This window comes from Micromonospora sp. NPDC048887, from assembly GCF_040649715.1.
Classification (GTDB): domain Bacteria; phylum Actinomycetota; class Actinomycetes; order Mycobacteriales; family Micromonosporaceae; genus Micromonospora.
In genome coordinates this window covers 1-25,728 of the sequence record NZ_JBEZGA010000001.1, presented here as the reverse complement: position 1 = coordinate 25,728, position 25,728 = coordinate 1, and the positions used below count along the sequence as shown (strand labels likewise).

Annotated in this window: 21 protein-coding genes and 5 tRNA genes; 16 read left to right on the top strand and 10 right to left on the bottom strand. The window is 73.3% G+C overall.

Annotated elements, in window-relative coordinates; all coding sequences use genetic code 11:
- Positions 1 to 13: 13 nt before the first annotated feature.
- Both AB0C17_RS00130 and AB0C17_RS00125 read right to left on the bottom strand, forming a co-directional pair.
- The gene (locus AB0C17_RS00130; RefSeq protein ID WP_357476086.1) at positions 14 to 1,225 is read right to left on the bottom strand and encodes an acyl-CoA dehydrogenase family protein; all 1,212 of its coding nucleotides are present in this window, start codon (positions 1,223 to 1,225) and stop codon (positions 14 to 16) included.
- Positions 1,225 to 2,298 carry a phosphotransferase family protein gene (locus AB0C17_RS00125; RefSeq protein WP_357476084.1) on the bottom strand — a complete coding sequence of 358 codons (1,074 nt, stop codon included), beginning with the start codon at positions 2,296 to 2,298 and terminating at the stop codon, positions 1,225 to 1,227. The genes AB0C17_RS00130 and AB0C17_RS00125 overlap by 1 nt, the downstream gene beginning before the upstream one ends.
- A 149-nt stretch (positions 2,299 to 2,447) precedes the next feature.
- Here AB0C17_RS00125 and AB0C17_RS00120 point away from each other — a divergent pair, with 149 nt between their 5' ends.
- Positions 2,448 to 3,152 carry an amino acid-binding protein gene (locus AB0C17_RS00120; protein ID WP_357389973.1) on the top strand — a complete coding sequence of 235 codons (705 nt, stop codon included), beginning with the start codon at positions 2,448 to 2,450 and terminating at the stop codon, positions 3,150 to 3,152.
- An 80-nt stretch (positions 3,153 to 3,232) separates the two neighbouring features.
- Positions 3,233 to 4,321: a GNAT family N-acetyltransferase gene (locus AB0C17_RS00115; RefSeq protein WP_357389971.1), complete on the top strand. Its 1,089-nt coding sequence runs from the start codon at positions 3,233 to 3,235 to the stop codon at positions 4,319 to 4,321.
- 175 nt (positions 4,322 to 4,496) lie between these two features.
- On the opposite strand, the gene AB0C17_RS00110 is transcribed toward AB0C17_RS00115, so the two are convergent.
- A complete protein-coding gene (locus tag AB0C17_RS00110) occupies positions 4,497 to 6,062 on the bottom strand; it encodes an aldehyde dehydrogenase family protein (protein WP_357467539.1) in 1,566 nt (521 codons plus the stop codon).
- Positions 6,063 to 6,489: 427 nt separating this feature from the next.
- Between AB0C17_RS00110 and AB0C17_RS00105 the strand changes: the two genes are divergently transcribed.
- The 3 genes from AB0C17_RS00105 to AB0C17_RS00095 all read left to right on the top strand — a co-directional run bounded on the left by AB0C17_RS00105 (position 6,490) and on the right by AB0C17_RS00095 (position 12,627).
- Positions 6,490 to 9,357, top strand: a complete 2,868-nt coding sequence (locus tag AB0C17_RS00105) for a glycoside hydrolase family 9 protein (protein WP_357476082.1) — start codon at positions 6,490 to 6,492, stop codon at positions 9,355 to 9,357.
- Between the two features lie 188 nt (positions 9,358 to 9,545).
- Entirely contained in the window at positions 9,546 to 11,981 is a 2,436-nt protein-coding gene (locus AB0C17_RS00100) for a non-reducing end alpha-L-arabinofuranosidase family hydrolase (RefSeq protein ID WP_357476080.1), read from the top strand.
- A 115-nt stretch (positions 11,982 to 12,096) separates the two neighbouring features.
- Entirely contained in the window at positions 12,097 to 12,627 is a 531-nt protein-coding gene (locus AB0C17_RS00095) for a DUF488 domain-containing protein (protein WP_357389963.1), read from the top strand.
- Between the two features lies 1 nt (position 12,628).
- Here AB0C17_RS00095 and AB0C17_RS00090 read toward each other — a convergent pair whose 3' ends face one another.
- From AB0C17_RS00090 to bioB, 3 genes are read right to left on the bottom strand one after another with little or no spacing between them, the layout of a single operon-like run.
- Entirely contained in the window at positions 12,629 to 13,135 is a 507-nt protein-coding gene (locus tag AB0C17_RS00090; RefSeq protein WP_357389961.1) for a GNAT family protein, read from the bottom strand.
- A 3-nt stretch (positions 13,136 to 13,138) separates the two neighbouring features.
- Positions 13,139 to 13,357: a hypothetical protein gene (locus tag AB0C17_RS00085; RefSeq protein WP_357389959.1), complete on the bottom strand. Its 219-nt coding sequence runs from the start codon at positions 13,355 to 13,357 to the stop codon at positions 13,139 to 13,141.
- A 7-nt stretch (positions 13,358 to 13,364) separates the two neighbouring features.
- A complete protein-coding gene (gene bioB, locus AB0C17_RS00080) occupies positions 13,365 to 14,360 on the bottom strand; it encodes a biotin synthase BioB (RefSeq protein ID WP_013284870.1) in 996 nt (331 codons plus the stop codon).
- A 158-nt stretch (positions 14,361 to 14,518) separates the two neighbouring features.
- Here bioB and AB0C17_RS00075 point away from each other — a divergent pair, with 158 nt between their 5' ends.
- Positions 14,519 to 15,655, top strand: coding sequence for an 8-amino-7-oxononanoate synthase (locus AB0C17_RS00075; RefSeq protein ID WP_357476078.1), 1,137 nt, complete (start codon positions 14,519 to 14,521; stop codon positions 15,653 to 15,655).
- Positions 15,652 to 16,380 (top strand): dethiobiotin synthase, encoded by a 729-nt coding sequence (gene bioD / locus AB0C17_RS00070; protein WP_357389954.1) that lies wholly within the window; start codon positions 15,652 to 15,654, stop codon positions 16,378 to 16,380. Before AB0C17_RS00075 ends, bioD begins: the two co-directional genes overlap by 4 nt.
- 61 nt (positions 16,381 to 16,441) lie before the next feature.
- Here the strand turns inward: bioD and AB0C17_RS00065 are convergent, their stop codons facing one another.
- Together AB0C17_RS00065 and AB0C17_RS00060 are read right to left on the bottom strand one after the other, a co-directional pair.
- Complete coding sequence (locus AB0C17_RS00065) at positions 16,442 to 17,605, bottom strand: cytochrome P450 (RefSeq protein ID WP_357389952.1); 1,164 nt, start codon at positions 17,603 to 17,605, stop codon at positions 16,442 to 16,444.
- Between the two features lie 9 nt (positions 17,606 to 17,614).
- On the bottom strand, positions 17,615 to 18,283 hold the full coding sequence (locus AB0C17_RS00060; protein ID WP_357389951.1) for a 50S ribosomal protein L11 methyltransferase: 669 nt from the start codon (positions 18,281 to 18,283) through the stop codon (positions 17,615 to 17,617).
- Positions 18,284 to 18,472: 189 nt separating this feature from the next.
- On the opposite strand from AB0C17_RS00060, the gene AB0C17_RS00055 reads away from it, so the two are divergent.
- Positions 18,473 to 19,306 (top strand): hypothetical protein, encoded by an 834-nt coding sequence (locus tag AB0C17_RS00055; RefSeq protein WP_357389949.1) that lies wholly within the window; start codon positions 18,473 to 18,475, stop codon positions 19,304 to 19,306.
- Between the two features lie 102 nt (positions 19,307 to 19,408).
- On the opposite strand, the gene AB0C17_RS00050 is transcribed toward AB0C17_RS00055, so the two are convergent.
- Positions 19,409 to 20,011, bottom strand: a complete 603-nt coding sequence (locus tag AB0C17_RS00050) for a TetR/AcrR family transcriptional regulator (RefSeq protein ID WP_357389947.1) — start codon at positions 20,009 to 20,011, stop codon at positions 19,409 to 19,411.
- A gap of 274 nt (positions 20,012 to 20,285) precedes the next feature.
- Between AB0C17_RS00050 and AB0C17_RS00045 the strand changes: the two genes are divergently transcribed.
- The 5 genes from AB0C17_RS00045 (at position 20,286) to AB0C17_RS00025 (ending at position 23,046) form a co-directional block, all read left to right on the top strand.
- A tRNA-Gly gene (locus AB0C17_RS00045) sits at positions 20,286 to 20,358 on the top strand.
- A gap of 34 nt (positions 20,359 to 20,392) precedes the next feature.
- Positions 20,393 to 20,463: transfer RNA gene (locus AB0C17_RS00040), tRNA-Cys, on the top strand.
- A gap of 13 nt (positions 20,464 to 20,476) precedes the next feature.
- Positions 20,477 to 20,551 (top strand) — tRNA-Val (locus AB0C17_RS00035).
- Between the two features lie 228 nt (positions 20,552 to 20,779).
- On the top strand, positions 20,780 to 22,285 hold the full coding sequence (locus AB0C17_RS00030; RefSeq protein WP_357476076.1) for a helix-turn-helix transcriptional regulator: 1,506 nt from the start codon (positions 20,780 to 20,782) through the stop codon (positions 22,283 to 22,285).
- A gap of 95 nt (positions 22,286 to 22,380) precedes the next feature.
- Positions 22,381 to 23,046, top strand: coding sequence for a hypothetical protein (locus AB0C17_RS00025; protein ID WP_357476074.1), 666 nt, complete (start codon positions 22,381 to 22,383; stop codon positions 23,044 to 23,046).
- Positions 23,047 to 23,124: 78 nt separating this feature from the next.
- Here AB0C17_RS00025 and AB0C17_RS00020 read toward each other — a convergent pair whose 3' ends face one another.
- On the bottom strand, positions 23,125 to 23,370 hold the full coding sequence (locus tag AB0C17_RS00020; protein WP_357389941.1) for a DUF6458 family protein: 246 nt from the start codon (positions 23,368 to 23,370) through the stop codon (positions 23,125 to 23,127).
- Between the two features lie 158 nt (positions 23,371 to 23,528).
- On the opposite strand from AB0C17_RS00020, the gene AB0C17_RS00015 reads away from it, so the two are divergent.
- The 3 genes from AB0C17_RS00015 to AB0C17_RS00005 all read left to right on the top strand — a co-directional run bounded on the left by AB0C17_RS00015 (position 23,529) and on the right by AB0C17_RS00005 (position 25,501).
- Positions 23,529 to 23,601 (top strand) — tRNA-Gly (locus AB0C17_RS00015).
- Between the two features lie 11 nt (positions 23,602 to 23,612).
- A tRNA-Val gene (locus AB0C17_RS00010) sits at positions 23,613 to 23,684 on the top strand.
- A 170-nt stretch (positions 23,685 to 23,854) separates the two neighbouring features.
- Positions 23,855 to 25,501: a PKD domain-containing protein gene (locus AB0C17_RS00005; protein ID WP_357389939.1), complete on the top strand. Its 1,647-nt coding sequence runs from the start codon at positions 23,855 to 23,857 to the stop codon at positions 25,499 to 25,501.
- Positions 25,502 to 25,728: the final 227 nt, after the last annotated feature.

Here is a 25,728-nt window from a genome sequence, read left to right as displayed (position 1 = left end):
TCGGCTGAGCCGGTCAGGCCCAGCGGCGCAGCTCGCGCCGGGCCAGCGACGCGCGGTGGACCTCGTCCGGACCGTCGGCCAGGCGCAGCGTGCGGGCCTGCGCCCACAGCTCGGCCAGCGGGGTGTCCTGGCTGACCCCGGCCCCGCCGTACGCCTGTATCGCCTTGTCGATCACCCACTCGGCCATCAGCGGCGTAGCGATCTTGATGGCCTGGATCTCGGTGTGCGCGCCCTTGTTGCCGACGGTGTCCATCAGCCACGCGGTCTTCAGCACCAGCAGGCGGGCCTGCTCGATCCGGACCCGCGACTCGGCGATCCACTCGCGTACCACGCCCTGCTCGGCGAGCGGGCGGCCGAACGCGACCCGGTCGAGCACCCGGCGGCAGAGCAGTTCCAGGGCCCGCTCGGCCATGCCGACCAGGCGCATGCAGTGGTGGATGCGGCCGGGGCCGAGCCGGGCCTGGGCGATGGCGAACCCGGTGCCCTCCTCGCCGACGAGGTTCTCCGCCGGCACCCGCACGTCGGTGAAGTCGATCTCGGCATGGCCGCCGTGCGGGGCGTCGCTGTAGCCGAAGACCCGCATCCCGCGCCGTACCGTCACGCCGGGGGTGTCCCGGGGGACCAGGATCATGCTCTGCTGGCGGTGCCGCTCGGCGTCCGGGTCGGTCTTGCCCATCACGATGAAGATCTCGCAGCGCGGGTCCATCGCTCCGGACGACCACCACTTGCGGCCGTTGATCACGTAGTGGTCGCCGTCGCGGGTGATCCGGGTGCCGATGTTCGTCGCGTCGGAGGAGGCCACGTCCGGCTCGGTCATGCAGAACGCGGACCGGATCTCGCCGGCGAGCAGCGGCATGAGCCACTGCTCGCGCTGCTCCTCCGAGCCGAACTCGGCCAGCAGTTCCATGTTGCCGGTGTCCGGCGCGGCGCAGTTGAGCGCCTCCGGGGCCAGGTGCGGGCTGCGGCCGGTCAGCTCGGCCAGCGGCGCGTACTGCAGGTTGGTCAGCCCGGCGCCGTAGCGGGCGTCCGGCAGGAACAGGTTCCACAGCCCGCGCTCCCGCGCCTGCGCCTTCAGCTCCTCCATCACCGGCGGGCGGGCCCACGGGTCGCCGGCCGCGAGCACCTGCTCGTGGTGCACCGGCTCGGCCGGGTAGACGCACTCGGTGAGGAACGCCTCCAGCCGCTGCCGCAGTTCGACAGTGCGGTCGTCGTACGCGAACTCCATCAGCTCTCCCTCACCGCGCGCAGCCCGTGTGCCACGAGCGGCGCCACCATGTCGCCGATCCGGTCGAAACCCTCGCCCAGCGTCTGCCCGAGCGTGTGCCGGTAGTGGATGCCCTCGCAGATCACCGCGAGCTTGAAACAGCCGAGTGCCACGTGCCAGTGCAGCGGGCCGACGTCGACGTCGCTGCGCCCGGCGTACCGCTCGATCAGTTCGGCGCCGGTGGGGAAGCCGGCGCGCGGCCCGATGCCGTCGGCCACCGGGTTGCCCTCGCCGTGGTCGCTGTCGCCGAGCACGTCCCAGTACGTCAGCAGCAGGCCGAGGTCGGCCAGCGGGTCGCCGAGGGTGGCCATCTCCCAGTCGAGCACGGCCCGCACGGCCACCGGGTCGACGGTGGCGAGGAGGTTGTCCAGCCGGTAGTCGCCGTGCACGATCCGGCCGGCGTTGGCGCCCTCGGGCACGCTGGCGGCCAGCGCGTCGCGCAGCTGGTCGATGCCGGGCAGTGGCCGGCTGCGGGACCGGTCGAGCTGGCCGGCCCAGCGGCGTACCTGCCGGGCCAGGTAGCCCGCCGGGCGGCCGAAGTCGGCGAGCCCCACCTCGGCCGGCTCGACCCGGTGCAGCGTGGCGAGCGTGTCCATCATCGCCATCGCGAGGTCGCGCCGCTGCGCGTCGGTGAGCGTGTCGGTCTGCTCCCGCCGCCGGTAGACCTCGCCGTCGACCTTCGCCATCAGGTAGAACGGCGCGCCGATGACATGGTCGTCGGCGCAGAGCAGCAGCGCTTCCGGCACCGGTACGCCGGTCGGCGCGAGCGCCGAGATCACCCGGTGCTCGCGGACCATGTCGTGCGCGGTGGCCAGCACGTGCCCCAGCGGCGGCCGGCGCAGCACCACCTCGCGGTCGCCGGCGCGCAGCAGGTAGGTGAGGTTGGACTTGCCGCCGGCGATCAGCCGGGCCGACAGCGGCCCGCTCAGGTCCGGCCGGTGGACGGCCAGATGGGCGGCGAGCCGGTCGAGGTCGAGCCCGCGCGGGGCGGGACCGGTCGAGGGCGCGGCGACATCGGCGGCCGGATCGGTCATCCGATTAGTTGATGGCAGCTCAGCTTTGTTGTCAAGGTCGGGTTTTCCCGGCGGGACATGCCCTTGCAACAGGGGCGAAATGGTCAACCGGCAGGCTGGGCCCCAGCCTGCCGGCGCGCCGCCGGCCCGCCGAGCGGAGGGGATCAGACATGCTGCTGAGAGTTCGGGTGACCCTGCCGGACCGTCCGGGCACGCTCGGCCAGGTGGCCCGCACACTCGGCGTCTCCGGCGCGGACATCGTGCAGGTGGTCGTGCTGGAACGGCTCGGCGGCCGGGCGGTGGACGACTTCACAGTGGTCTGGCCCGGTGCGGCGCGGGTGGAGCGGATGCTCGCCGGGCTGGCCGCGATCCCCGGCGTCCGGGTGGACGGCGTGTGGCGTGCGATCGGCGCGCCCACCACCACCGGGCAGGACGCCGAACTGCTGGCCCAGGTGGCGGCCAACCCGGTGGAGGGGATGGCCACGCTCGTCGACGCGGTGCCGGGGCTCCTCGCCGCGGACTGGGCGGTGGCCGCCGTCGTACCCCTGGACTGGGCCTCACGCAGCGGCGGGGCCGGCGTCGCCGCCGTCGGGCACGCGAGCTGGCGGGCGCCGGCGCCGCCCCGGCTGCCGGAGGTGACCCCGCTGCGGGCACGCGCGATGACCAGCCCGGAGGGCCACCACTACGCGGTGGCGCCGTTCGGCCGGGCCGGGCTGGTGCTCGTGGTCGCCCGCGACCACAGCGAACCGCTCACCGCCGCCGGGTTCCACTCCACCGAGGTGGACCGACTCGCCCAGCTCGTCCGCGCCAGCGCGGTGATCCTCGGTGACCGGCTGGACCTGGTCGGCACGCCGCCCGTGACCACCGTCACCTGACCGGACGGCCCGCGTCACCCCGGGGCAACGGGCCCGCAACAGGCGGACGGCATGGTCGGTGCCGAGGAAGGGAGACAACCATGGCGCTGTGGCGGATCCGAGCCACCGTGGACGACCGGCCCGGCTATCTGTCGGTGCTCACGGCGAGCCTCGCGTTGCGCGGGGTCAACATCCTCAGCGTGCAGGTGCACACCACCGAGGCCGGCGCGGTCGACGACTTTCTGGTCGACGCGCCCGAGCAGGTGACCGAGGCGGAGCTGCGGGCCGCCGTCGAGCGGGGCCGGGGCCGGGACTGCTGGGTCGCGCGCAGCGAGGCGCGCGGGCTGGCCGACGAGCCGACCCGGGTGCTCGGGCTCGCCGGGCGGCTGGTCCGCGACCCGGAGGCGACCGGCGCGGTGCTGCGGACGCTGCTCGGCGCGGACGCGGTGAGCTGGCGTCCGACGCCCGCCGCCGCGCCGGGCGGGGTGGGCGGCACCACGATGGTGCTCGCCGACCCGGCTGGCGGCGCCCACGAACTGCACCGCCGGGAGCCCAGCTTCACCCCGGCCGAGTACGCCCGCGCGCAGGCCCTGGTCGAGCTGGCGGCCACGCTCGCCCGGCGGGACGCCGACCGGATCACGCTGGTGCTGCCGGACGGCGGCGAGGTGTCGGTGCGGGCCGCGACCGCCGAGGACGTCCCCGGCGTACGCGACCTGCACGCCGCCTGCTCGGCGCGCAGCCGGCAGCGGCGCTACCTGAGCGGTGCGGCGGACCCGTCGCCGGCCCGGCTGCGCCGGCTGCTGGAACCGGCCCGGGGCGTGACACTGCTCGCCACGGCGGGCTCCGGCGGGGCGGCGGAGCCGGTCGTGGCGATGGCGAACCTGCTCGGCGAGGGCGACGAGGCCGAGGCGGCGCTGCTGGTCCGCGACGACTGGCAGCGCCGGGGTCTCGGCTCGGCGCTGCTGCGCCGCCTGCTGGGCCACGCCGACCGGGCCGGGTACGCCGCCGTGCTGCTGCACGTGCAGTCCGAGAACACGCCGATGCTGCGGACGCTGCGCCGGCTGGACCGGCCGGTGGCGATGGAACGCGACGGCGCCGTGCTGACCGCGACGCTGCCGCTGACCGTGCGGCAGCCGACGGATCAGTTCGCGCGCGCCGAGGCCGCGGTGCCGGCACAGCGGTCGAGTTGAGCTGACGGCCGCCGGCCGGACCACGGAGGTGCGCCGCAACGGCGCGGCACACCCGAGGGGTACGGACGGACGGCCGCAACCGGCGCGGTCACGCGCCACCAGGGCCGACCTCCGATACGGAGGACGGTGACACGGCGGGGCTCCCGATGCGGGGGCCCCGCCCGTCTGTTCGCGATCAGGTGGCCGGGTAGCTGCTGTAGTCGGGGAAGTTGCCGTAGAGCCGGCCGTCGCCGCCTACTGTGACCGCCTGCACGAGCAGGTCGCCGCCGACGAACGCGCCCTTCCAGGACGCGCCCCGGCCGCCGAACGGCTCGTCCCGGTCGCCCCGGGAGCGCGGCTTGTTGATGCCCACCTTGAAGGCCTGGAGGTCCACCGCCAGCTTGCCGGCGAGCTCCTCGTCGTCGCAGGCCAGCGACGCGACGAGCGCGCCGTTGGAGGCGTTCATCTGGGCCAGCAGCTCGTCTGTGGTGTCCACCACGACGATCGTGTCGACCGGGCCGAACGGCTCGGCGTGCATGAGGCGGGACCGGCCGGGCGGGGCCAGCAGCACGGCCGGGGCGACGTACGCGGACGTGTCCTGCCCGTCCAGGAACGGCGCCCCGCCGAGCTTGCCGCGGTGCAGCGGCACGGCGCCGCCGCGTACCGCCTCGTCGACCTTGCGCCGCAGCTCGTCGGCCTTGGCGCCGCTGATCAGCGGCCCGAAGTCCAGCTCCGGCAACGGGTCGCCGGCCCGCCACGTCTCGTCCACCGCGAGTGGATGGCCGAAGCGGATCGAGCGAACCACCGGCAGGTACATGTCGAGGAACTCGTCGACCAGGTCGCGCTGGACCACGAACCGGGGGTACGCGGTGCAGCGCTGCTTGCCGTACTCGAAGCCCTTGCGCAGGTGCGCGGCGAGCGTGTCCCACTGGGAGAAGTTCCAGATGCCCCAGGCGTTCAGGCCCTCCTGCTCGATGAAGTGCCGCTTGTCGCAGTCGAGCAGCGCGGCGGCGACCTTGCCGCCGTTGGAGCGCCCGCCGACGAACGCCACCGCGCCGATCTCCGGTGCGCGGACGAGCACCTCGGACAGTTCCTCGCCGCTGCCGGACAGCAGCGTGGCGGGCAGCCCGGCGCGGCGCATCAGCGCGTGCGCGACGGTGAGGCAGACCGCGCCGCCCTGGGAGGGGGTCTTGGCGATCACCGCGTTGCCGGCCAGCAACTGCACCAGCTCGGCGTGCACCAGCACGCTCATCGGGTAGTTCCAGGAGGCGATGTTGCTGACCGGGCCGGGCAGCGGCTCCCGGCCGTCGGCGAGCATCCGCTCGATCTCCCGCACGTACCAGCGCACGCCGTCCAGTGCGCGGTCCACGTCGGCGCAGGCCAGCCGCCACGGCTTGCCGATCTCCCAGACCAGCAGCAGGGCGAGCAGGTCGCGGTGCGCGGTGAGCGCGTCGAGCGCGTCGGTGACCCGGGCGATGCGCTCGGCCAGCGGGGTCTGCGCCCACTCCCGGTGCGCGTCGGCGGCGTGGGCGACGGCGGCGCGTGCGGTGTCGGCGTCGAGGCGGGCCAGGCCGATCAGCACGGTGTTGTCCACCGGGGTACGGACGGCGGTGGGCGTGCCGAGCGCGCGCCAGTCGCCCTGGACGAGGTTGTGCAGCGTGGTGGCGCCGTCGGGGCCGGTGCCGAACGCCTCGGGCGTGGCGGCCACCGCCCGGGCGAGCGTGTCGGACCAGGAGGTGCCCTCGGCGAGTCGTAGAGCCATCGCGATCTCCTCAGTGTCGTCCGGGGAGCGGCGGCGTCGATGGCACCGCAGGTGAGGCGTACTGTCCCGCGGGGCCGAACGGCCGGGCAACCGTACGCTCGTATGCCAGGACGGCCGAGCTGCCGCTGACCCCCTCGGGGGTGCGTTCGACACGTCGGCGATGCCCCTGAGCTGGGAAAGAACACTCTCTATATCGATTTCTATCGATAGTGTGATCCAGCTCCCGATGGTTACCCGTGAGTACGCCCGGACGTACCGGATCAGTGCGCTCTTCCCCTGTGATGAACGGCGCATTACATTGTCGTTTATCCATGGGAGCGCTCCCGAGGCTTCCCGGATACCCACCACCACCGCCACGCGGCAGCCGGAGCCCCGAATCCCCGTCCCGCTCCGGCTGCCGCCCCGGCGCCAGCCACAGGAGCTCGCCATGCCCCGTCCGATATCGCCGCCCGGAGGCCGGTCCCGGCTCCGCCGGCTGTTCGCCGCAGGCGCCGCGCTGGCCGTCGGCCTGGCCACGGCCGTCGCCGCCCCGCCACCCGCGTCCGCCGCCGCGCAGGCCGCACCAGCGTTCAACTACGCCGAGGCGTTGCAGAAGTCGCTGTTCTTCTACGAGGCGCAGCAGTCCGGCCGTAAGCCGTCCTGGAACCGCGTCTCCTGGCGCGGCGACTCGGCGCTCACCGACGGCGCCGACGCCGGTGTCGACCTCACCGGCGGCTGGTACGACGCCGGTGACCACGTGAAGTTCGGCTTCCCGATGGCGTTCAGCGCCACTATGCTGGCGTGGGGCGCGGTCGAGTACCGCGACGGGTACGTCGCCTCCGGCCAGCTCACCCACCTGCTGAACAACCTGCGCTTCGTCAACGACTACTTCGTCAAGGCGCACGTCGCCCCGAACGTCCTCTACGGACAGGTCGGCAAGGGCGACGACGACCACAAGTGGTGGGGCCCGGCCGAGGTGATGCCGATGGCGCGGCCCGCGTACAAGATCGACGCGAGCTGTGGCGGCGCGGACCTGGCGGGGGAGACGGCGGCCGCGATGGCCGCCTCGTCCATGGTCTTCCGGCCCACCGACGCGGCCTATGCGGACAAGCTGCTCGGCCACGCCAAGCAGCTCTACACGTTCGCCGACACCGTGCGGAAGAGCTACCACGAGTGCATCACCGACGCGACGAGCTTCTACAAGTCGTGGAGCGGCTACCAGGACGAGCTGGTGTGGGGCGCGATCTGGCTGCACCGGGCCACCGGCGACGCCACCTACCTGACCAAGGCCGAGAGCGAGTACGACAAGCTCGGCACCGAGCCGCAGTCCACCACCCGCTCCTACAAGTGGACCATCGCCTGGGACAACAAGCAGTTCGGCGCTTACGTGCTGCTGGCGAACCTGACCGGCAAGCAGAAGTACGCCGACGACGCCAACCGGTGGCTGGACTACTGGACGGTGGGCGTCAACGGGCAGCGGGTGCCGTACTCGCCCGGCGGGATGGCGGTGCTCGACTCCTGGGGCGCGCTGCGGTACGCCTCGAACACGGCGTTCGCCGCGCTGGTCTACAGCGACAAGACCACAGACACCACGCGTAAGGCGCGCTACCACGACTTCGCCGTCCGGCAGATCAACTACGCGCTCGGCGACAACCCGCGCAACTCCAGCTACCAGATCGGCTTCGGCGCCAACTCGCCGCGCAACCCGCACCACCGCACCGCGCACGGCTCCTGGTGGGACAGCCAGACCGTGCCCGTCGAGACCCGCCACGTGCTCTACGGCGCGCTGGTCGGCGGCCCGTCCTCGGCCAACGACGCGTACACCGACAGCCGGTCCGACTACGTGATGAACGAGGTGGCCACCGACTACAACGCCGGCTTCACCTCCGCGCTGGCCCGGCTCGCCAACGAGTACGGTGGCAGCCCGCGCGCCGGTTTCCCGTCCGCCGAGACGCCCGACATGGACGAGATGACGGTGGAGACCACTGTCATGCAGGCCGAGTCGCGCGCCACCGGGCTGAAGGCGATCATCTACAACAAGTCGGCGTTCCCGGCCCGGGCGCTGACCACCGGGAAGTTCCGGTACTTCTTCCGGCCCGACGGCACCGGCCCGGTGACAGTCACGCCCGGCTACACCCAGGGCTGCCCGTCCCCGTCCACCGCGAAGCAGTTCTCCGGCGACATCTGGTACGTCGAGGTCGACTGCACCGGCTACACCATCGCGCCCGCCGGCCAGTCGCAGCACCGGATGGAGGTCCAGTTCAAGATCGGCGTGCCGGAGGGCGGCACCTGGGATCCGACCAACGACCCGTCGTACCAGGCCACGGCCGGGCCGAACCGCAAGGTGCCGCTCTACTCCGGCGGCGTGCGCGTCTGGGGCGAGGAGCCGGGACCGGTCACCCCGGACACCACCGCGCCGAGCGTGCCCGGCACGCCCGTGGCGTCCGCCGTCACGTCCAGCGGGCTCACGCTGACCTGGGCTGCCTCCACCGACACCGGCGGCAGCGGCCTGGCCGGGTACGAGGTGACCCGTACCTCGGCCGGCGCCGACCCGGTCGTCACCGTCGCGACCGGGACCACCCTGGCCGTGACCGGGCTGGCGCCGGAGCGGACGTACCAGTTCACCGTGCGGGCGCTCGATGGCGCCGGCAACCGGTCCGCGTCGTCGGCGGCGGTCAGCGTCACCACGCCGGCCGGCCCGGCGCCGGACACCACAGCGCCGACCGCACCCGGTACGCCCACCGCCTCGGCGGTCGGCCCGACCGGCCTGACGCTGACCTGGGGCCCGTCCACCGACGCGGTGGGTGTCACCGGGTATCGCGTCTACCGGGGCGGGAACGTCCTGGTCGGCACCGCCACCGGCACCACGCTGGCGGTGACCGGGCTGACCGCCTCCACCACGTACACCTTCACCGTGGTGGCGGTGGACGCGGCCGGAAACGTGTCGCCCCCGTCGCCCGGCGTCACGGTGACCACCACGGCCCCGCCGGTCGGCGGCGGCTGCGCGGTGACCTGGACGGCGAACACCTGGGACACCGGGTTCACCGCGAACATCACGGTCGCCAACACCGGCACCACGGCGATCAACGGCTGGACGCTGGCGTTCACGTTCCCGAGCAGCGGGCAGAAGGTCGGGCAGGCGTGGTCGGCGAACGTGACCCAGACCGGCGCCGCGGTGACCGCCTCGAACCTGTCCTACAACGGGACGATCGCGGCGGGGGCGTCGACGAGCTTCGGCTTCAACGGCACGCACACCGGCAGCACCGCGAGGCCCGCCGCCTTCACCCTGAACGGTTCCGCCTGCACCGTCTCCTGACCGGTCGGCGGGGCGTGGCCGGGTGACCGGCCACGCCCCCGCCCGGCCAGAACTTTTCCGAAACGTTTCCGAAACACCATTGTCCCCACCGACGCGTGGTGAAAGCATCGACAAAGCTAGATACCCCAACCGGAACGTCCAGTCGTCCCGCCCCGACGGCCTGGGTGTCGGCCAGTAAGGAGGCCACGATGGCAATGAGTCCATCCCTTCATCGCGGCGGGAGTCGGCGACGGCGATCGCCCGCTGTCCGGGCACTGCTCGCCGGCGCGGTGAGCGCCGTGACGGTGGCCGCCGTCGCGGTGATGATGCCGTCGGCGAACGCCGCCGCGTCCACGCTGGGCGCGGCCGCCGCGCAGTCGGGCCGGTACTTCGGCACGGCGATCGCGGCGGGCCGGCTGAACGACTCGACCTACAGCACCATCGCGGCGCGTGAGTTCAACATGATCACCGCTGAGAACGAGATGAAGCCGGACGCGACGGAGCCCAACCAGGGGCAGTTCAACTTCTCCTCCGGCGACCAGATCTACAACTGGGCCACCCAGCGCGGCCTGAAGGTCCGCGGCCACACGCTGGCCTGGCACGCCCAGCAGCCGCCCTGGATGCAGAACATGCAGGGCAGCACGTTGCGCAACGCGATGATCAACCACATCAACGGGGTGATGGCCCACTACAAGGGCAAGCTGGCCGCGTGGGACGTGGTGAACGAGGCGTTCAACGAGGACGGCAGCCGTCGTCAGTCGAACCTTCAGGGCACCGGAAACGACTGGATCGAGGTGGCGTTCCGGACCGCGCGGGCGGCCGACCCGTCGGTGAAGCTCTGCTACAACGACTACAACATCGAGAACTGGTCGTACGGCAAGACCCAGGGCGTCTACCGGATGATCCAGGACTTCAAGTCCCGGGGCGTCCCGATCGACTGCGTCGGCCTGCAGACCCACTTCACCGGCGGCAGCTCCCTGCCGAGCAACTTCCAGACCACGCTGTCCAGCTTCGCCGCCCTCGGTGTCGACGTGGCGTTGACCGAGGTCGACGTCACCAACTCGTCGACCAGCCAGTACGCCGGGCTGACCCAGGCGTGCCTGAACGTGCCGCGCTGCATCGGCATCACCGTGTGGGGTGTCCGGGACAGCGACTCGTGGCGTTCGAACGAGAACCCGTTGCTGTTCGACGGCGGCGGCAACAAGAAGGCCGCGTACACCTCGGTCCTCAACGCCCTCAACGCGGCCGGGCCGACCACGACCCCGACCACCACCCCGACCACGACCCCGCCGCCGAGCGGCGGCGCCGGACGGATCGTCGGCGTGCAGTCGGGCCGCTGCATCGACGTGCCGAACGCCACGCAGACGAACGGCACCCGGGTCCAGCTCTACGACTGCAACGGCCAGTCGAACCAGCAGTGGACGTACACCTCGAGCAAGCAGCTGATGGTCTACGGCAGCAAGTGCCTCGACGCGAACGGCGCGGCCACCGCGAACGGCACCGGAATCATCATCTGGGACTGCAACGGTCAGTCCAACCAGCAGTGGAACATCAACTCCAACGGCACCATCAGCGGCGTGCAGTCCGGCCGCTGCCTGGACGTCTGGGGCACCGGCAACGGCCAGCAGGTCCAGTTGTACGACTGCCACGGACAGACCAACCAGCAGTGGCGGACCGACTTCGGCGGCACCACGCCCCCGACCACGCCGCCGCCGACCACGACGCCGCCGCCGGGTGGCTGCGCGCTCCCGTCGACCTACCGGTGGTCGTCGACCGGCGCGCTGGCGAACCCGCAGAACGGCTGGGTCTCGCTCAAGGACTTCACCAACGTGGTCCACAACGGCAAGCACCTGGTCTACGGGTCGTACGTCAACAGCAGCGGCCAGTACAGCTCGATGAACTTCACCCCGTTCACGAACTGGTCCGACATGGCCTCGGCCGGCCAGACCGGGATGAGCCAGGGCACCGTGGCGCCCACGCTGCTGTACTTCGCGCCGAAGAACATCTGGGTGCTGGCGTACCAGTGGGGACCGACCTCGTTCAGCTACAAGACGTCGAGCGACCCGACGAACGCCAACGGCTGGTCCTCGGCGCAGACGCTCTCCACCGCCACCCTGCCCGACGCCCCGTACGGCGTCATCGACCAGACGCTCATCGGCGACGACCAGAACATGTACCTGTTCTTCGCCGGGGACAACGGCAAGATCTACCGGTCGAGCATGCCGCTCGGGAACTTCCCGGGCAGCTTCGGCTCGAACTACACGACGATCATGACCGACTCGACGAACAATCTGTTCGAGGGCGTCGAGGTCTACAAGGTGGCCGGCCAGAACCAGTACCTCATGATCGTCGAGGCGATCGGGAGCCAGGGCCGCTACTTCCGGTCGTTCACGTCGAACAGCCTGAGCGGATCGTGGACCCCGCAGGCCGCCAGCGAGAGCAACCCCTTCGCCGGCAAGGCCAACAGCGGCGCGACGTGGACGAACGACATCAGCCACGGTGACCTGGTCCGCACCAACCCCGACCAGACCAAGACCGTGGACGCCTGCAACCTCCAGTTCCTGTACCAGGGCAAGAACCCCAGTGCGGGAGGCGACTACAACCTGCTGCCGTGGCGGCCGGGTGTGCTGACCCTCCAGCGCTAGGCCCCACCGCGCACAACCGAGGCGTGCCCGGCACCGCGTGGTGCCGGGCACGCTTTTCGGGTGGACCGTGCCCGGCCGGTGGGCGGACCGCGGCGGCCCGGGGCAAGCTGGGTCGATGGAGCGCGCGCTGGTGACCGTCGGGCACGGGGCCGCCGGCCGGGACCAGCTCGGGGAACTGCTGGCCGGCGCGGAGGTCACATTCGTGGTGGACGTGCGCCGCTACCCGGCCAGCCGGACTAACCCGGACGTCCGCCGCGAGGCGATGGAACGCTGGCTGCCCGGAAGGGGCATCGGCTACCGCTGGGAGCCGCGCCTCGGCGGCCGCCGGCACGTCCGCGCCGGAGAGCCGGAAGCGGACACCTGGTGGACGGTCGCGGCCTTCCGGGCGTACGCCGCGTACACCCGCACGCCCGACTTCGACGTGGCCCTGGACGAGGTGCTCGCCGACGCCGCGCTGCGGACCACGGCGGTGATGTGCAGCGAGAGCGTCTGGTGGCGCTGCCACCGGCGGCTGATCGCCGACGTCGCCGTGCTCGGCCGCGGCGTGCCGGTGTCGCACCTCATGCCGGACGGCCGGCTCAGCCCGCACCGGCCCGCCGAAGGCGCCCGCCGCCTGCCCGACGGCAACCTGCTCTGGGCCGGCTGACTTAGCCGGCCAGGTCCTCGGCGAGCAGATCCATCAGCAGCGCGTCGTGCCAGCGCCCGTCCGCGCCGCGCTCGTAGCGGCGCATGATGCCCACCGGACGGAACCCCACCTTCGCGTACGCGCGGATCGCCGCCGTGTTCGCCGCCGCCGGGTCGATGGTGAACCGGTGGTGGCCGTACTCGTCGACCAGGTGCCGGACCAGCGTGCGGATCGCGTCCCCGCCCAGCCCGGCGCCGCGTACCGCCGGGTCGAGGAAGACGTCCAGGCTGGCGTGGCGGTAGTCCGGGTCGGTCTCGGCGTACCACTGGATCGCGCCGACCAGCCGGCCGTCGTGCTCGACGGCGTACATCGTCAGCGCGTCGTCGGCCAGGTCGGCCCGCACCGACTCGGCCAGGTCGTCACCGCCGCGCCACCAGCGGCGCACCTCCGGGGTGGCCCGGATCGCGGCCAGCGCGGCCACGTCCGCGTCGGTCACCGGTCGCAGTGTCACCGCTCGCCCGCGCAGCACGCCTCAGCCCCGCCGCTCGCCGTGCTCGACGCAGACGGCCGACCAGCCGGCCGGTACGACCTGCACCTTCATCCGCCGCCGGCACGACGCGCACCAGCGCGGCGGCTCCCACGCCCGCGCCGTCTCGCACGCCGGGTGCGGCCCGGCCGCCACCGACTCGCCGCACCTGTCGCACCAGAGCGCGGCGGGGGCCGCCGTGGTGGCGGGGGAGGATTCGGTCACCGCTGCCTCACAGGGTCGCCGAGAGCGCCTTCACCGGCATCTTCAGGTCTTCCAGCAGCTTCAGGTCGGCCGTCGCCGGCCGCCCCAGCGTGGTCAGGTAGTTGCCGACGATCACCGCGTTGATGCCGCCGAGCAGACCGTCGCGGGTGCCGAGGTCACCGAGGGTGAGTTCGCGGCCCCCCGCGTACCGCAGGATCGTGCGCGGCATGGCCAGCCGGAACGCGGCGATGGCGCGCAGCGCGTCCTTGCCCTCCACCACCGGGCGGTCACCGAGCGGGGTGCCGGGGCGCGGGTTGAGGAAGTTCAGCGGCACCTCGTGCGGGTCCAGCTCGGCGAGCTGCGCGGCGAACTCGGCCCGCTGCTCGACCGTCTCGCCGAGGCCGAGGATGCCGCCGCAGCAGACCTCCATGCCGGACTCGCGGACCATCCGCAGCGTCTCCCAGCGCTCCTCCCACGAGTGCGTGGTGACCACGTTCGGGAAGTAGGAGCGGCAGGTCTCCAGGTTGTGGTTGTAGCGGTGCACGCCCATCTCGACCAGCTCGTCGACCTGCTCCTTGGTGAGCATGCCGAGCGAGGCGGCGACCTGGATGTCGACAGCGGCGCGGATCGCGGCGACGCCCTCGCGCATCTGCTTCATCAGCCGGGCGTCCGGGCCGCGCACCGCGGCCACGATGCAGAACTCGGTCGCGCCGGTCGCGGCGGTCTGCTTCGCGGCCTCGACCAGCGCCGGGATGTCCAGCCAGACCGAACGCACCGGCGAGGTGAACAGGCCGGACTGCGAGCAGAAGTGGCAGTCCTCCGGGCAGCCGCCGGTCTTCAGCGAGACGATGCCCTCGACCTCGACCTCCGGACCGCACCAGCGCATCCGGACCTCGTGCGCGAGCTGGAGCGCGGCGGGCAGGTGCTCGTCGGGAAGGTTCAGCACCGCGAGGACACCGGCCTCGTCGAGGCCGACACCGTTGCCCAGCACCCGCTCCCGGGCCTGGTCGAGGATCTCTGGCATGGCTCGTAACCTAACAGGCCACCATGAGCGCGGGAAACAGCCGCCGCCTGCCCTCCGGCGAGCCGGGACCGCGCCACGCCGGGGCCCTCGGCGTGGGTGGTAACTTCGCCCCGCGGAAGCGCCCGGAAGGGCGACGGTCGGCGGGGAGGAGCGGCACGGTGGCGGACTGGCTCGCGGCCCTGGACCGCCGCGCCGAGCTGCGGGCCCGGGCGGGACTGACCCGCACGCTGCGCCCCCGCGCCGCCGACGACGCCGTGGTCGACCTGGCCGGCAACGACTACCTCGGCCTGGCCACCCACCCCGAGGTCACCGCCGCCGCGGCAGAGGCCCTGTCCGCGTACGGGCTGGGCGCCACCGGGTCGCGTCTGGTGCGCGGGTCCACCGACGCCCACCACGCGCTGGAGGACGACCTGGCCGGCTGGCTGGGCGTCGACCGGGCGCTCGTGTTCTCCTCCGGCTACCTGGCCAACCTCGCCGCCGTCCGGGGGCTGGCGCAGCCGCGTACGCTGCTCGTCTCCGACGCCCACAACCACGCCTCGCTGATCGACGGCTGCCGGATCTCCGGCGCCGAGACGCTCGTGACGCCGCACGCCGACGTCGCCGCGGTGGCCGCCGCGCTGGCCGCCGCGCCGGGCCGACCGGCGGTGGTGGTGACCGAGTCGGTCTTCTCCGTCGACGGCGACCTGGCCCCGCTCGCGGAGCTGCACGCGGTGGCCCGCCGCCACGGCGCGCTGCTGCTCGTCGACGACGCGCACGCGCTCGGCGTCACCGGCCCGGCCGGGGCCGGCGGGGTGGCCGCCGCCGGGCTCGCCGGCGCGCCCGACGTGGTGGTCACCGCGACGCTCTCCAAGGCGCTCGGCGGGGCCGGTGGCGTGGTCGCCGGGCCGGCGGAGTTCGTCCGTCACCTGGTGGAGACCGGCCGCACGTTCATCTTCGACACCGCGCCGCCGCCCGCCGTGGTGGCCGGGGTGCGCGCCGCGGTGCGGCTGGCCCGCGACGGGGACGCGCTGCGCGCCGACCTGGCCGACCGGGTCGCCGCTGCGGTGCGGCGGCTCGGCGCGGCCGGGCTGTCCGTGTCCGCCCCGGACGGCGCGGTGATCTCGGTGACCGCTCCCGGACCGCAGGAGGCGACCGCCTGGGCCGCCGCCTGCCGGGACCGGGGCGTCGCCGTCGGCTGCTTCCGTCCGCCGTCCACCCCGGACAGCCGCTCCCGGCTGCGGCTCACCGTCAGCGCCGGCGTGGACCGGGCCGACTTCGACCGGGCCCTGGACGTGATCGTGGAGTGTGCCCCATGAGCCTCGGCGACGCCTGGACCGGGCCGGTGCTGGTGACCGGCACCGACACCGAGGTCGGCAAGACGGTGGTGACAGCCGCCGTCGCCGCCGCAGCGCAGGCGGCCGGGCTGCGGGTCGCCGTGGTCAAGCCCGGCCAGACGGGTACGGCCACCGGCGAGCCCGGCGACGTCGACGCGGTGACCCGGCTGGCCGCCCCGCTGACCGGCCGGACGCTCGCCAGCTATCCCGATCCGCTGGCCCCGCTGGCAGCGGCCCGGGTGGCGGAGCTGCCGCCGCTGGAGCTGTACAACGCGGTCGACGCGATCCGCGAGGAGGCGGACAAGCACGACCTGGTGCTCGTCGAGGGCGCGGGCGGTCTGCTCGTACCGATGGGGCTGCGCCCGTCCGGCGAGCCGTGGACGGTGGCCGACCTGGCGGTGTCGCTCGGCGCGCCCGCGGTGGTGGTGGCGCGGGCCGGGCTCGGCACGCTCAACCACACCGCGCTGACGCTGGAGGCGCTGGAACGGCGGGCCGTGCCGGCCGGCGTGGTGATCGGCGCCTGGCCGGCCGAACCGGAGCTGGTGCACTGGCTCAACCTGTCCGAGCTGCTGCCGAACCTGCTCGGCGCGGTGCCGGCCGGCGCGGGCGGCATGGACCCGGGCGTGTTCCGCCGGTCCGCGCCGGGCTGGCTCACCCCCGCCCTGTACGGCGTGCTCGACGACTGGCGGGCCTGGGCCGAGGAGTAAGGCAGGGCCCCCTGTTAACGCCTCCGGTAGGTAAAGGGTCCCTTCCTAACACCCGCAGCGCTCAGGCGCGGCTGACCACGAACGCGTCGGGCATCCGGAAGGTCAGGTTGTCCGGGCACCACGGTGGACGGACCACAGTCACGCCGTCGAGCAGCGCGGTGGCCTCCGCGACCACCACCGCGGCCTCCATCCGGGCCAGCTGCGCGCCGACGCAGCGGTGCGGCCCGGCGCCGAACGCCAGGTGCCGCCGCGAGCCGGGCTGCCCGGGGCGGAACTCACCGGGCGCCTCGACCACCGCCGGGTCGCGCCCGGCGCGGGCCAGCCAGGCCACGATGCTGGTACCCGCCGCCACGGGCAGGCCGCCGAGCGTGGTGTCGACCGCCGCCACCCGCCGCCACGTGACGATCGGCGGCTCCAGCCGCAGCCCCTCCTCGACCACGTCGTCCACCGCCACCGTGCCGGCGCGCAGCCCGGCCCGTACCGCCGGTTCGCGGGACAGCCGGTGCAGCAGCAGGGTGAGGAACTGCGAGGTGGTCTCCTGGCCGGCGACCAGCAGGAAGAACAGCGCACCGACGACCACGTCGGGGGAGTGCCCGGCGTCGCGCAGCCGCGCGGCGAGCCCGCCCCCGGTCGCGGCGAACTCCCGCAGCACGGTGTGGAACCGGCCCACCTCGGCGGCGAGCGCGAGTTGCCGGCGCTCGTCGAGGGGCGCCCAGAACAGCTCCAGCGCGGCGCGGGCGAAGTCCTTCACCGCGCCCACCGGGGCGTCCGGCAGGTCGACCAGCCGGGCCAGCACCAGCAGCGGCAGGTCGGCGGCGAGGCCCGCGTACAGGTCGACCGGGCGGCCCTCATCCAGCGCCGCGGCCAGGGTGGCCACGCGCTCGCGGACCAGCCCGGTCAGCCATCGGCGCTGGGCGTCCACCCGGTGCGGGTGCAGCGCGTCGGCCACGATGCCGCGGATCTCCGGGTGGCTGGCGCTGCCGTTGTTCGCCAGCGTCGGCGGCAGCCGGAACCGGTGCCCGGCGAGCACCCGCAGCGCGGCGACCGGGATCGGCGTGACCGCGTCGAGCGCGTTGTCCGGCTGGAACGTCACCGGGTCGGTGAGCAGTTCGCGTACGAGCGCGTGCCGGGTCACCACGAGGTGCGGCACGCCGACGTGGTCGACGACTGTGGCCGCGTCCGGCCACGGCTCGTCGACGGACTCGCCCCAGCCCCGGAACAGCACCCGGTAACGCTAGCGGCGGGCCCCGGGCGGGTTCGGGTCCAGCTCCCAGACGGTGGTGTGCTTCACCCGTACGCTCTCCAGCGCCTCGGAGACCGGCACCTCGTACGCGGCCAGCTCGTGGAAACGCTCGCGCGGCAGGAACGCCCGTCCCGGGTCGCCCACCAGCACCCGGGCACCGGCGCGGGCGGCCCGGAGCAGGAAGCGCAGCATCCGGCGGGCCATCGCCTCGCTGTAGAAGACGTCCCCGGCCAGCACCACCTCGGCGTCCCCGGCGTCGTCATCGAGGATGTCGCCGAGTTCGGCGTCGACGCGTACCCCGTTGGCCTCGGCATTGAGCGCGACGGCCGCGACGGCCCGCTCGTCCACCTCGACCGCCCGGACGGCGGCGGCGCCGGCGCGGGCGGCGGCGACGGCGACCAGGCCGGAGCCGGAGGCCAGGTCGAGCACCCGGCGGCCGGCGACCACCTCGGGGTGGTCGGTGACGTAGCGGGCCAGGCCCTGCCCGCCGGCCCAGGCGAACGCCCAGAACGGCGGCGGCTGGGAACTGCGGAACTCGCCCTCGGTCAGCTCCCACAGGCCGATCGGCTCGTCGGCCTGGTGCAGCAGCACCTCGGGTACGAAGGCGACCGGGGCGAGGCGGGCGTGCAGCCGGACGAACGCGGCGGACAGCTCGGACACCGGAGAATTGTGTCCCACCGCCCGGCCGGGCCCGATCCCGGGCGTGTCGCGGCGGCGTCGTGACCGGTTCACCACACTCGGTGAAACAGCCCTCTTCTCTTGGCGTTGGATGCGAACACGCCCGTCTACCGGCGTCCCCGGCGTGCTCCTAGCGTTGCCTGTGAACACGACCGAGGGGGAGGAGGCGTGGTGAGCGGCTGGCGGCACGCGCTGCGGATCGGACTGGTGCTGACCTTCGTGGCCGGGACCGGGTACGGCGGAGCCCTGCCGGCGCGGGCGGCGGCTGCCTTCTCCACCGAGTTGAGCGGCCTGCCGGACGAGTTCACCGCCGGGAACCGGGTGGAGACGCTGTCCGCCGTGGTGTCCCGCTCCGACGGGGGCGGCTGTGTCAAGGTGCGCTGGTCGATGCTGGTGCGGGTGCAGGGCCTGCGGCTGGACCAGCTCAAGGTGGACCGGGTGGAGGACAGCGGATCGTTCCCGCTGGAGATCCGCACCGAGGGAGACACCGCCCGGCTCACCGACCGGCAACTCGACCCCGGGGTGCTCTGTCCCGGCCGTACCGTGACCGCCCGCTACCGGGTGGCCTTCGCCGAGGACGTCGGGCGCGGGCGGGTGAGCTTCGCCGCCGAGGCGTACGACCCGCAGTTGCGCCTGCTGGCCCGGCGGACCGCCTCCCGTCAGGTGGTGGGGGAGGGTGCCGAGCCGACGCCCTCGCCGAGCAGCGCGGAGCCCTCGGAGTCGCCGAGCGACGAGCCGTCGTCCGAGGCGCCCGACGAGGAACCCACCGGCGAGCCGACCGACGCCGCGGTGGAGCCACCGCCGCCGGGTGGCCTGGCCGGGCGGCCGGTGGCGGACAGCGGCGGCTTCGGCCTGGTGCAGGCCGCGTTCCTGCTCGGCGGATTGCTGCTGTTCCTCGGCGCCGGGCTGCTGCTGCGGATGCGCCGCCTCCTGCGCCCGTCGGCGCCGGCCGAACCGGAGACGCTCGCACCCCCCTTCGAACGCCCCCGCCCCCGCTGGCACTGACCCCCTCGGGCGGTCTTCCCGGTGATCAAGGAGTTGGTGTCCTCCGCCGGCCCGGACGGAGACACGAACTCCTTGATCACCGGCGCGGGGTGGGTGGGACAGTCAGTCGAGCTGGCTGGGTTCCAGGCCCAGTTCCCTGGCGGCGACCAGGCGGATCCATTCGGCGATCTGCCGGCGGGTGATCACCCGCTCGTGCACCGCGAGCTGGACCGCCAGCCCGTCCATCACCGCGCTGATCCGCCAGGCCGCGCCCGCCGGGTCGGGGCAGTCGAACGTGCCCTCGGCGACCCCGGCGGTGATCACCGCGGCCAGGTCCTGCCGCCACCGCAGGTCGAGGCGGCGGGAGAGCTTCTCCAACTCCGGGGTACGCAGCGACTCCGCCCACCCGTCGATCCACATCGACCACGAGGTGGCCCGGCCGGTGGGTGTGTAGAGGCGCAGCATCCGGCGCAGCTTGGCAAGCGGCGGGGCGGAGGAGCGCAGCACCGCGTCGAGGCGGGCCAGATCCTGCTCGACCGCGTACGCGAAGGCCTGCGCGAGCAGCCGGTCCTTCGTCGCGAAGTGGTAGAACACGAGCGCCTGGCTGACCCCGGCGGCCTCGGCCACGTCCGCGGTGCGGGTGTTGGCGAGCCCTCGTTCCGCGATCACCTCGCAGGCCGTACGCAGCAGCGCGTCCAGGCGGATCTCGGCGGCTCGTCTCGTCACCGGGTCACGGTAACCCATCCGAATGACCACGAGGAGTTACCGAAGCGGCCGGTCGTCGATGGGACAGTCGGATGCCGGACACTCGACGCGCCGCCCGGATTCGGGCAGGTCGCGGCCTTCGCGACTACCCTTTCGAGCCAGCCACCCAGGCTCCTAGGAAGCCTGCGGGGCGAGGCCCCGGCCACCCCGGACGCGCCGGAAAGGGGACCCGATTTGGCAACCGTTCCCGGGCTCGGCTAAAGTTCTCATCCGTCACCGGATAACACCGGGGCGTGCGGACGTAGCGCAGCTGGTAGCGCATCACCTTGCCAAGGTGAGGGTCGCGGGTTCGAATCCCGTCGTCCGCTCGGAGATGCCGCCACGCAGTTCGGGGGCAACCTCGGTGGAGTGGCCGAGAGGCGAGGCAACGGCCTGCAAAGCCGTGTACACGGGTTCAAATCCCGTCTCCACCTCGGCATTAGACGAGGGCGATTGGCGCAGTGGGAGCGCGCTTCCTTGACACGGAAGAGGTCACTGGTTCAAACCCAGTATCGCCCACCAGCGGAAAGGCCGTGTCGATCACTCGACACGGCCTTTCTCGTCGTCAGCGATCAGTCCAATGCCGCGCCGCCGGCCGTCGCCGCGCCCGCGCGGTGGTGACAAACCGGCGCCGCACGCCACGGGATCGACCTCCGGGCGGGTTACCGGGTTGAATGTGCCGGTGGGCGCGCATCTGACCCGGGCCGCCGCCGGCCGGCACTCGTCCGCCCGGCGCCGGCGGGGGCGCCGATGACCGCCTCCGCCCGCCCGGTGCCCGCGCTGCTGGGCCTGCCCGTCCTCGCGGGAGCCACGGCGGGGGCGTGTGCCGTCGCGCTCGTCGCCCTGGGAGCGGCCGGTCACGGCGGGTTCACGACCGAGCCGGCCGGCGCCGTCGCCCCGGCCGCCGCAGCCGTGACAGCGGCCACCGCCGCGTCCCGGCTCGCCCGGTCGGGCCACCGCGCCGCAGGCCGGCTGGCGACCGGGCTCGCCGCCTCGCTGCTGGCGTACCTCGCGCTCACCGTCCTGGCGGTGGCCACCGTCGCGGCCGGGCACCAGTGGGCCGGGCCGGCCGTCGCGGTGTGGAACTCGGCGTGGATCCCACCGCTCGCGCTGCTGCAACTGACCGCCTCGGCCGCCGTCCGTACCGGCGCGGCCACCCCCGGGACCCACCGGTACGTGGGTCTCGTCCTCGGTGCTGCCGCGCTCGTCAACGCGCTGCTGACGACCGCGACCGAGCCGTTCGCCGGGCTCCCGACGATCGCGGGGGAGTCCTGGCGTACCGCGCTCGCGCCGGTTGGTGCCGTGGTCACCGTGCTGGGCGTGGCGGCGCTGCTCGTCCTGCCGGTGACGCTCTGGCGGGCCGCCCTCGGCTCGCACCACACCGTGCGGGCCCGCCTCGGCGTGGCCGCCGCGGCCACCACCGCGGCGCCGCTGACCGTCGTCTTCTGCCTGCTCCTCGCCGTCGCCCGCGCCCCCGGTGACGTCGAGCCGTCGCTCGGCTCGGTCGCCTTCCTGGTAGCCCTGTCCGGTGCCGCCGTGTTCGCCGTGGCATGCGCGGTCACCGCCGCCCGGGGCACGATCGACGCCCGCCGGGTCGGCTTCGTGGTGCGCGCCGCCGGCCTGGCCGCCGCCGCCCTGCTCGTCGTCGGCGCCGGCACGCTCGTGGCGGCTCCGGACTCGTCCCTCGGTCCGACCTCGGTCGCCCTCGTCGTGTCGGCGCTGACAGTCGTCGTCGGCGGCGGCACGTGGGCCGGTACCGGCCGCCTGGCGCGGCTGCTCACCGCCGCACCGACCCTGCCGGCCGCACCGCCTGCTGCACCGACACCGCCCGCTGCACCGACACCGCCTGCTGCACCGACCCTGTCGGCCGCACCGGCGGTGACGCCGCGAGGCGGCGCAGAGGGTACGGCGGACGGCGGCGGCACAGCGGGTACGGCGGACGTCGCCGAGCCGGCGCACCCGGCCGGTGGGGTGGAGGCCGCGGCGTCGCCGGAGGTGTCCGGCACGGGGGTCGAGGCCGGAGCCGGTCCGGCGCCGGTCGGCGGGCTGACGGCGCGGGAACGCGAGGTACTCGCCGCGCTCGCCGAGGGCGCCAGCAACGCGGGCATCGCGGCGCAGCTCGTGGTCTCCGAGCGCACTGTGGACGCCCACCTGCGCGCGATCTTCGTCAAGCTCGACCTGACCCCCGGCGGTGGCACGAACCGGCGGGTACGGGCGGCGCGGATCTGGCTGGAGCACGCGCGGCAGCGGCGCTGAGCAGGGCTTCTCCGAAGATAGGTGCTGAGGCCGATGCCCCGTTTCGGCGATTCTCGGCACGGTGGAGCATCATCCGATCGACGGAGGCTCTCACCGTGCCCGTACCGAAGTCGCGCCGTGCCGCGCTCGTCGCCCTCTTCGTCCTGCTCCTGGTGGCCCTGGCCGGGCGGACGCTGTTCATGCTGTGGGAGCCGCCGTTCGACGGCGCGATCCACTACGACGACGTCCGGGACCTGGGGGCCGCCTACTGGCCCATGAACCTCTACCTCGGCGGGCCCGCGTACGCCGTCTCCTGGATCGCCGCCGCGGTGTTCATCGTCCGGCTGGCCCGGGGCCGTGCCGGGGTGTTGAACCTGGTGGGGGCGTTCCTGGCCGGTCTCGGCGGCGTGGTGTTCGCGTTGGTGATCACCGCGGAGGTGCTGCCGTTCGCCTACGCCGGCGACCCGGCGGTCCTGCCGGAGTCGCAGGGGCGGGCGCTGTTCGAGGTGTTCAACGACCAACTCGACGGCCTGCTCCCGGCCATCCTCGGCAGCCAGGTGGCGATCGTGCTCGGCATGGTCCTGGCGCTCGCCGGCACCCTGGTCGGCCGGACCATGCCGCGTCCGCTGGTCATCGCCGGGCTCATCTACGTCGTGGCGTTCGTGCTGGTGCCGCAGGACGCCGCGCGTGCGGTGGTCGTCGTGAGCTATCTGGTGCAGGTGGCGCTGGTGGCCGCGATCGGCTGGTACGGGCTGCGCGCCGACGACAGCGAGCGCCCGTGACGGATCGGACCGGCCGGATCGGGTGATCCGGCCGGTCCGGTTCTCCGGGACCGATCAGCTCCGTCGGCCCCGCAGGGGTCACATCGGCGGGGCGACGTCCCGGCGCTCCTCGACCCGGCGGTACTCCACCGGCTGCTCGGCGGTGGTGGTGACCACCTGGCGACGGCGACCCCACACCAGCGTGGTCATGATCAGGCCGAGTACGCCGGCCGCCATCAGGATCCAGCCGACGACGTCGAGGTTGACCCCGCCGACGCTGGCGTTGAGCGCGAACGTGAGGATCGCGCCGACCGCGATCAGGAAAATGCTCGTACCGATACCCACGACAGCCTCCTTCGGGGGATGGTTGTGCTGTCACCGGCCTCTGTACCCCGGCGGCGAGCAGCGCAACCACACAGCCATCCGGCGCGGCGGGGGTCTGCCGCACGGCGATCTTGGCATCGGGTAGAGTTCACCCCGTCGCCGGCGCGAACCGGCGGCACGCGGACGTAGCGCAGCTGGTAGCGCATCACCTTGCCAAGGTGAGGGTCGCGGGTTCGAATCCCGTCGTCCGCTCGCGATTGCCCGGGCGATTGGCGCAGTGGGAGCGCGCTTCCTTGACACGGAAGAGGTCACTGGTTCAAACCCAGTATCGCCCACCGAGAGTCACCCTCCCCGCTCACCGGCGCCGCCGGTCGATCTGCGGACGTACCCCACCGGACGGTTCGTACCGGCCACATCGGTCACTCAGCTCCACCGTGCGGCTTATTCAGCCGCCGCCACCACGCGTGTCACTGTGATGCCCCGATGCGCAGGGAGGCGGTCACACATGCACATGATCGAGCGGGGACGATGGCGGCGGACGGCCGCCCGATTAGGGGTGGCGACTGTCGTCGCGGCGGCCGGGGTGACGGTCTCGGCCGCGCCCGCGCAGGCCACCGCGACGCGGACGGTGGCGTTCTTCAGCATGGACGAGCCGACGTCGTCGCCGGTGCTGACCGACTACAGCGGCAACGGCCGCCACGGCACGATCGGCGGTGAGGTGGTCACCGGCGCGCTCTACGCCGGAGCGACCGGCCACCGCTTCGCCACCCACCTGCCGAGCGAACAGCAGTCCGTCCCGGGCCACGTCGACCTGGTGCCGCACACCACCGACTTCAACCCGGACGCCGGGGACTTCTCGGTGACCATCCGGTACCGGACCACGTACTCCTTCGGCAACATCCTCCAGAAGGGACAGGGCAACACGGCCGGCGGCTACTGGAAGTTCGAGGCGCCGAACGGCAAGCCGAAGTGCCTGTTCCGGGGCGCGGACGGCGCTTCCCGTACCGGCTACACGGACGTGCCGATCTCCGACGGCCAGTGGCACACGATCACCTGCAACCGCACGTCGGCGTACGTGGAGATGTACGTCGACGGCGTGCGGACCAGCCGCCTCAACGGGCCGACCGGCACCATCGCGAACACATGGCCGCTGTCCGTCGGCGGCAAGAGCCAGTGCGACGGTACGAAGGTCACCTGCGACTACTTCGCCGGCGACATCGACTACGTGAAGATCCTGAAGGGCTCGGGCGGCCCGGCCAACCAGACGCCGGTGGCCGCGTTGACGCCAACCTGCTCCGGCCTGGTGTGCACGTTCTCGGGCGCGGGCTCCACCGACGCCGACGGCGCGATCCAGGACCACAGCTGGAACTTCGGCGACGGGGACACCACCGGCACGGCCTCCGTGCCGACCACGTCGCACACGTACGCGGCGGCCGGCACCTACCCGGTCACGCTCACCGTCACCGACGACCGGGGTGCCACCGGCACCGCGACAGTCGAGGTGACAGTCGCGCCCGTAGCGGAGCGGATCTCGTTCGTCGGCCAGGCCACCGCTAACGCCAACTGGACCAGCCACACGGTCACCGTCCCGGCGGGCGTGCAGGCCGGTGACACGCTGCTGCTCGTGCTCAGCCAGAACACGCACACCGCCACCGGTGAGCCGACCGGCGTGACCGGCTGGAGCAGGCTCGACCGCCTCGACGGTGGCTTCGCCACCACCACGGCCTGGTGGAAGACGGCGAGCGCGGGCGACGCCGGCACGGCGGTCCGGGTGACACTGGACAGCCAGGCGAAGGGCAACCTGGTGCTGGCCGCGTACCGGGGGGTCGCACCGGGAGCACCGGTCTTCAGCAGGGCCACCGACCCGGCGAGCACCACCACCCGGATCACCCCGTACGCGCCGGTGACCGCGGCGCAGAGCTGGGCCGTGTCGTACTGGCTGCACGGCGACAGCACCTCCACCGCGCTCACCCCGCCGTCCGGCGTGGCGGTGCGCAGCAACTCCTCGCAGACCGGTGGCGGACGGGTGACCGGCCTGCTCGCCGACTCGGCGAGCAGCGTGCCGACCGGCAGCTACGGCGGGCTGACCGCGACCGGCGGTGCCGCCAGCACGACCACCACCACGTGGACGTTCGTCCTGCCCCCGGCCTGACCCATCGGGTACGCGGAAAGGCCGGCACCCCTCGTTTCGGGGTGCCGGCCTCTCGTTGTTTGTTCGTCTTACTTGTTCCAGTGCTCGGCGACCAGGTCAGCGGCCTGCTGTTCCCACTGGGCGTAGTGGTCGGGGTAGGCCGACACCTGGACGGTCTGGGCGGCCTTGGTCAGCGGCATGTCGCGCCAGCCGTCGACCTGCTTGAGACCCTTCAGGAACGCGGTCGT

Coding starts and splice junctions, on each gene's coding strand:
- AB0C17_RS00130 (WP_357476086.1), bottom strand. CDS start 1,225: ATGGAGTTCGCGTACGACGACCGCACTGTCGAACTGCGGCAGCGGCTG.
- AB0C17_RS00125 (WP_357476084.1), bottom strand. CDS start 2,298: ATGACCGATCCGGCCGCCGATGTCGCCGCGCCCTCGACCGGTCCCGCC.
- AB0C17_RS00120 (WP_357389973.1), top strand. CDS start 2,448: ATGCTGCTGAGAGTTCGGGTGACCCTGCCGGACCGTCCGGGCACGCTC.
- AB0C17_RS00115 (WP_357389971.1), top strand. CDS start 3,233: ATGGCGCTGTGGCGGATCCGAGCCACCGTGGACGACCGGCCCGGCTAT.
- AB0C17_RS00110 (WP_357467539.1), bottom strand. CDS start 6,062: ATGGCTCTACGACTCGCCGAGGGCACCTCCTGGTCCGACACGCTCGCC.
- AB0C17_RS00105 (WP_357476082.1), top strand. CDS start 6,490: ATGCCCCGTCCGATATCGCCGCCCGGAGGCCGGTCCCGGCTCCGCCGG.
- AB0C17_RS00100 (WP_357476080.1), top strand. CDS start 9,546: ATGGCAATGAGTCCATCCCTTCATCGCGGCGGGAGTCGGCGACGGCGA.
- AB0C17_RS00095 (WP_357389963.1), top strand. CDS start 12,097: ATGGAGCGCGCGCTGGTGACCGTCGGGCACGGGGCCGCCGGCCGGGAC.
- bioB (WP_013284870.1), bottom strand. CDS start 14,360: ATGCCAGAGATCCTCGACCAGGCCCGGGAGCGGGTGCTGGGCAACGGT.
- bioD (WP_357389954.1), top strand. CDS start 15,652: ATGAGCCTCGGCGACGCCTGGACCGGGCCGGTGCTGGTGACCGGCACC.
- AB0C17_RS00030 (WP_357476076.1), top strand. CDS start 20,780: ATGACCGCCTCCGCCCGCCCGGTGCCCGCGCTGCTGGGCCTGCCCGTC.
- AB0C17_RS00005 (WP_357389939.1), top strand. CDS start 23,855: ATGCACATGATCGAGCGGGGACGATGGCGGCGGACGGCCGCCCGATTA.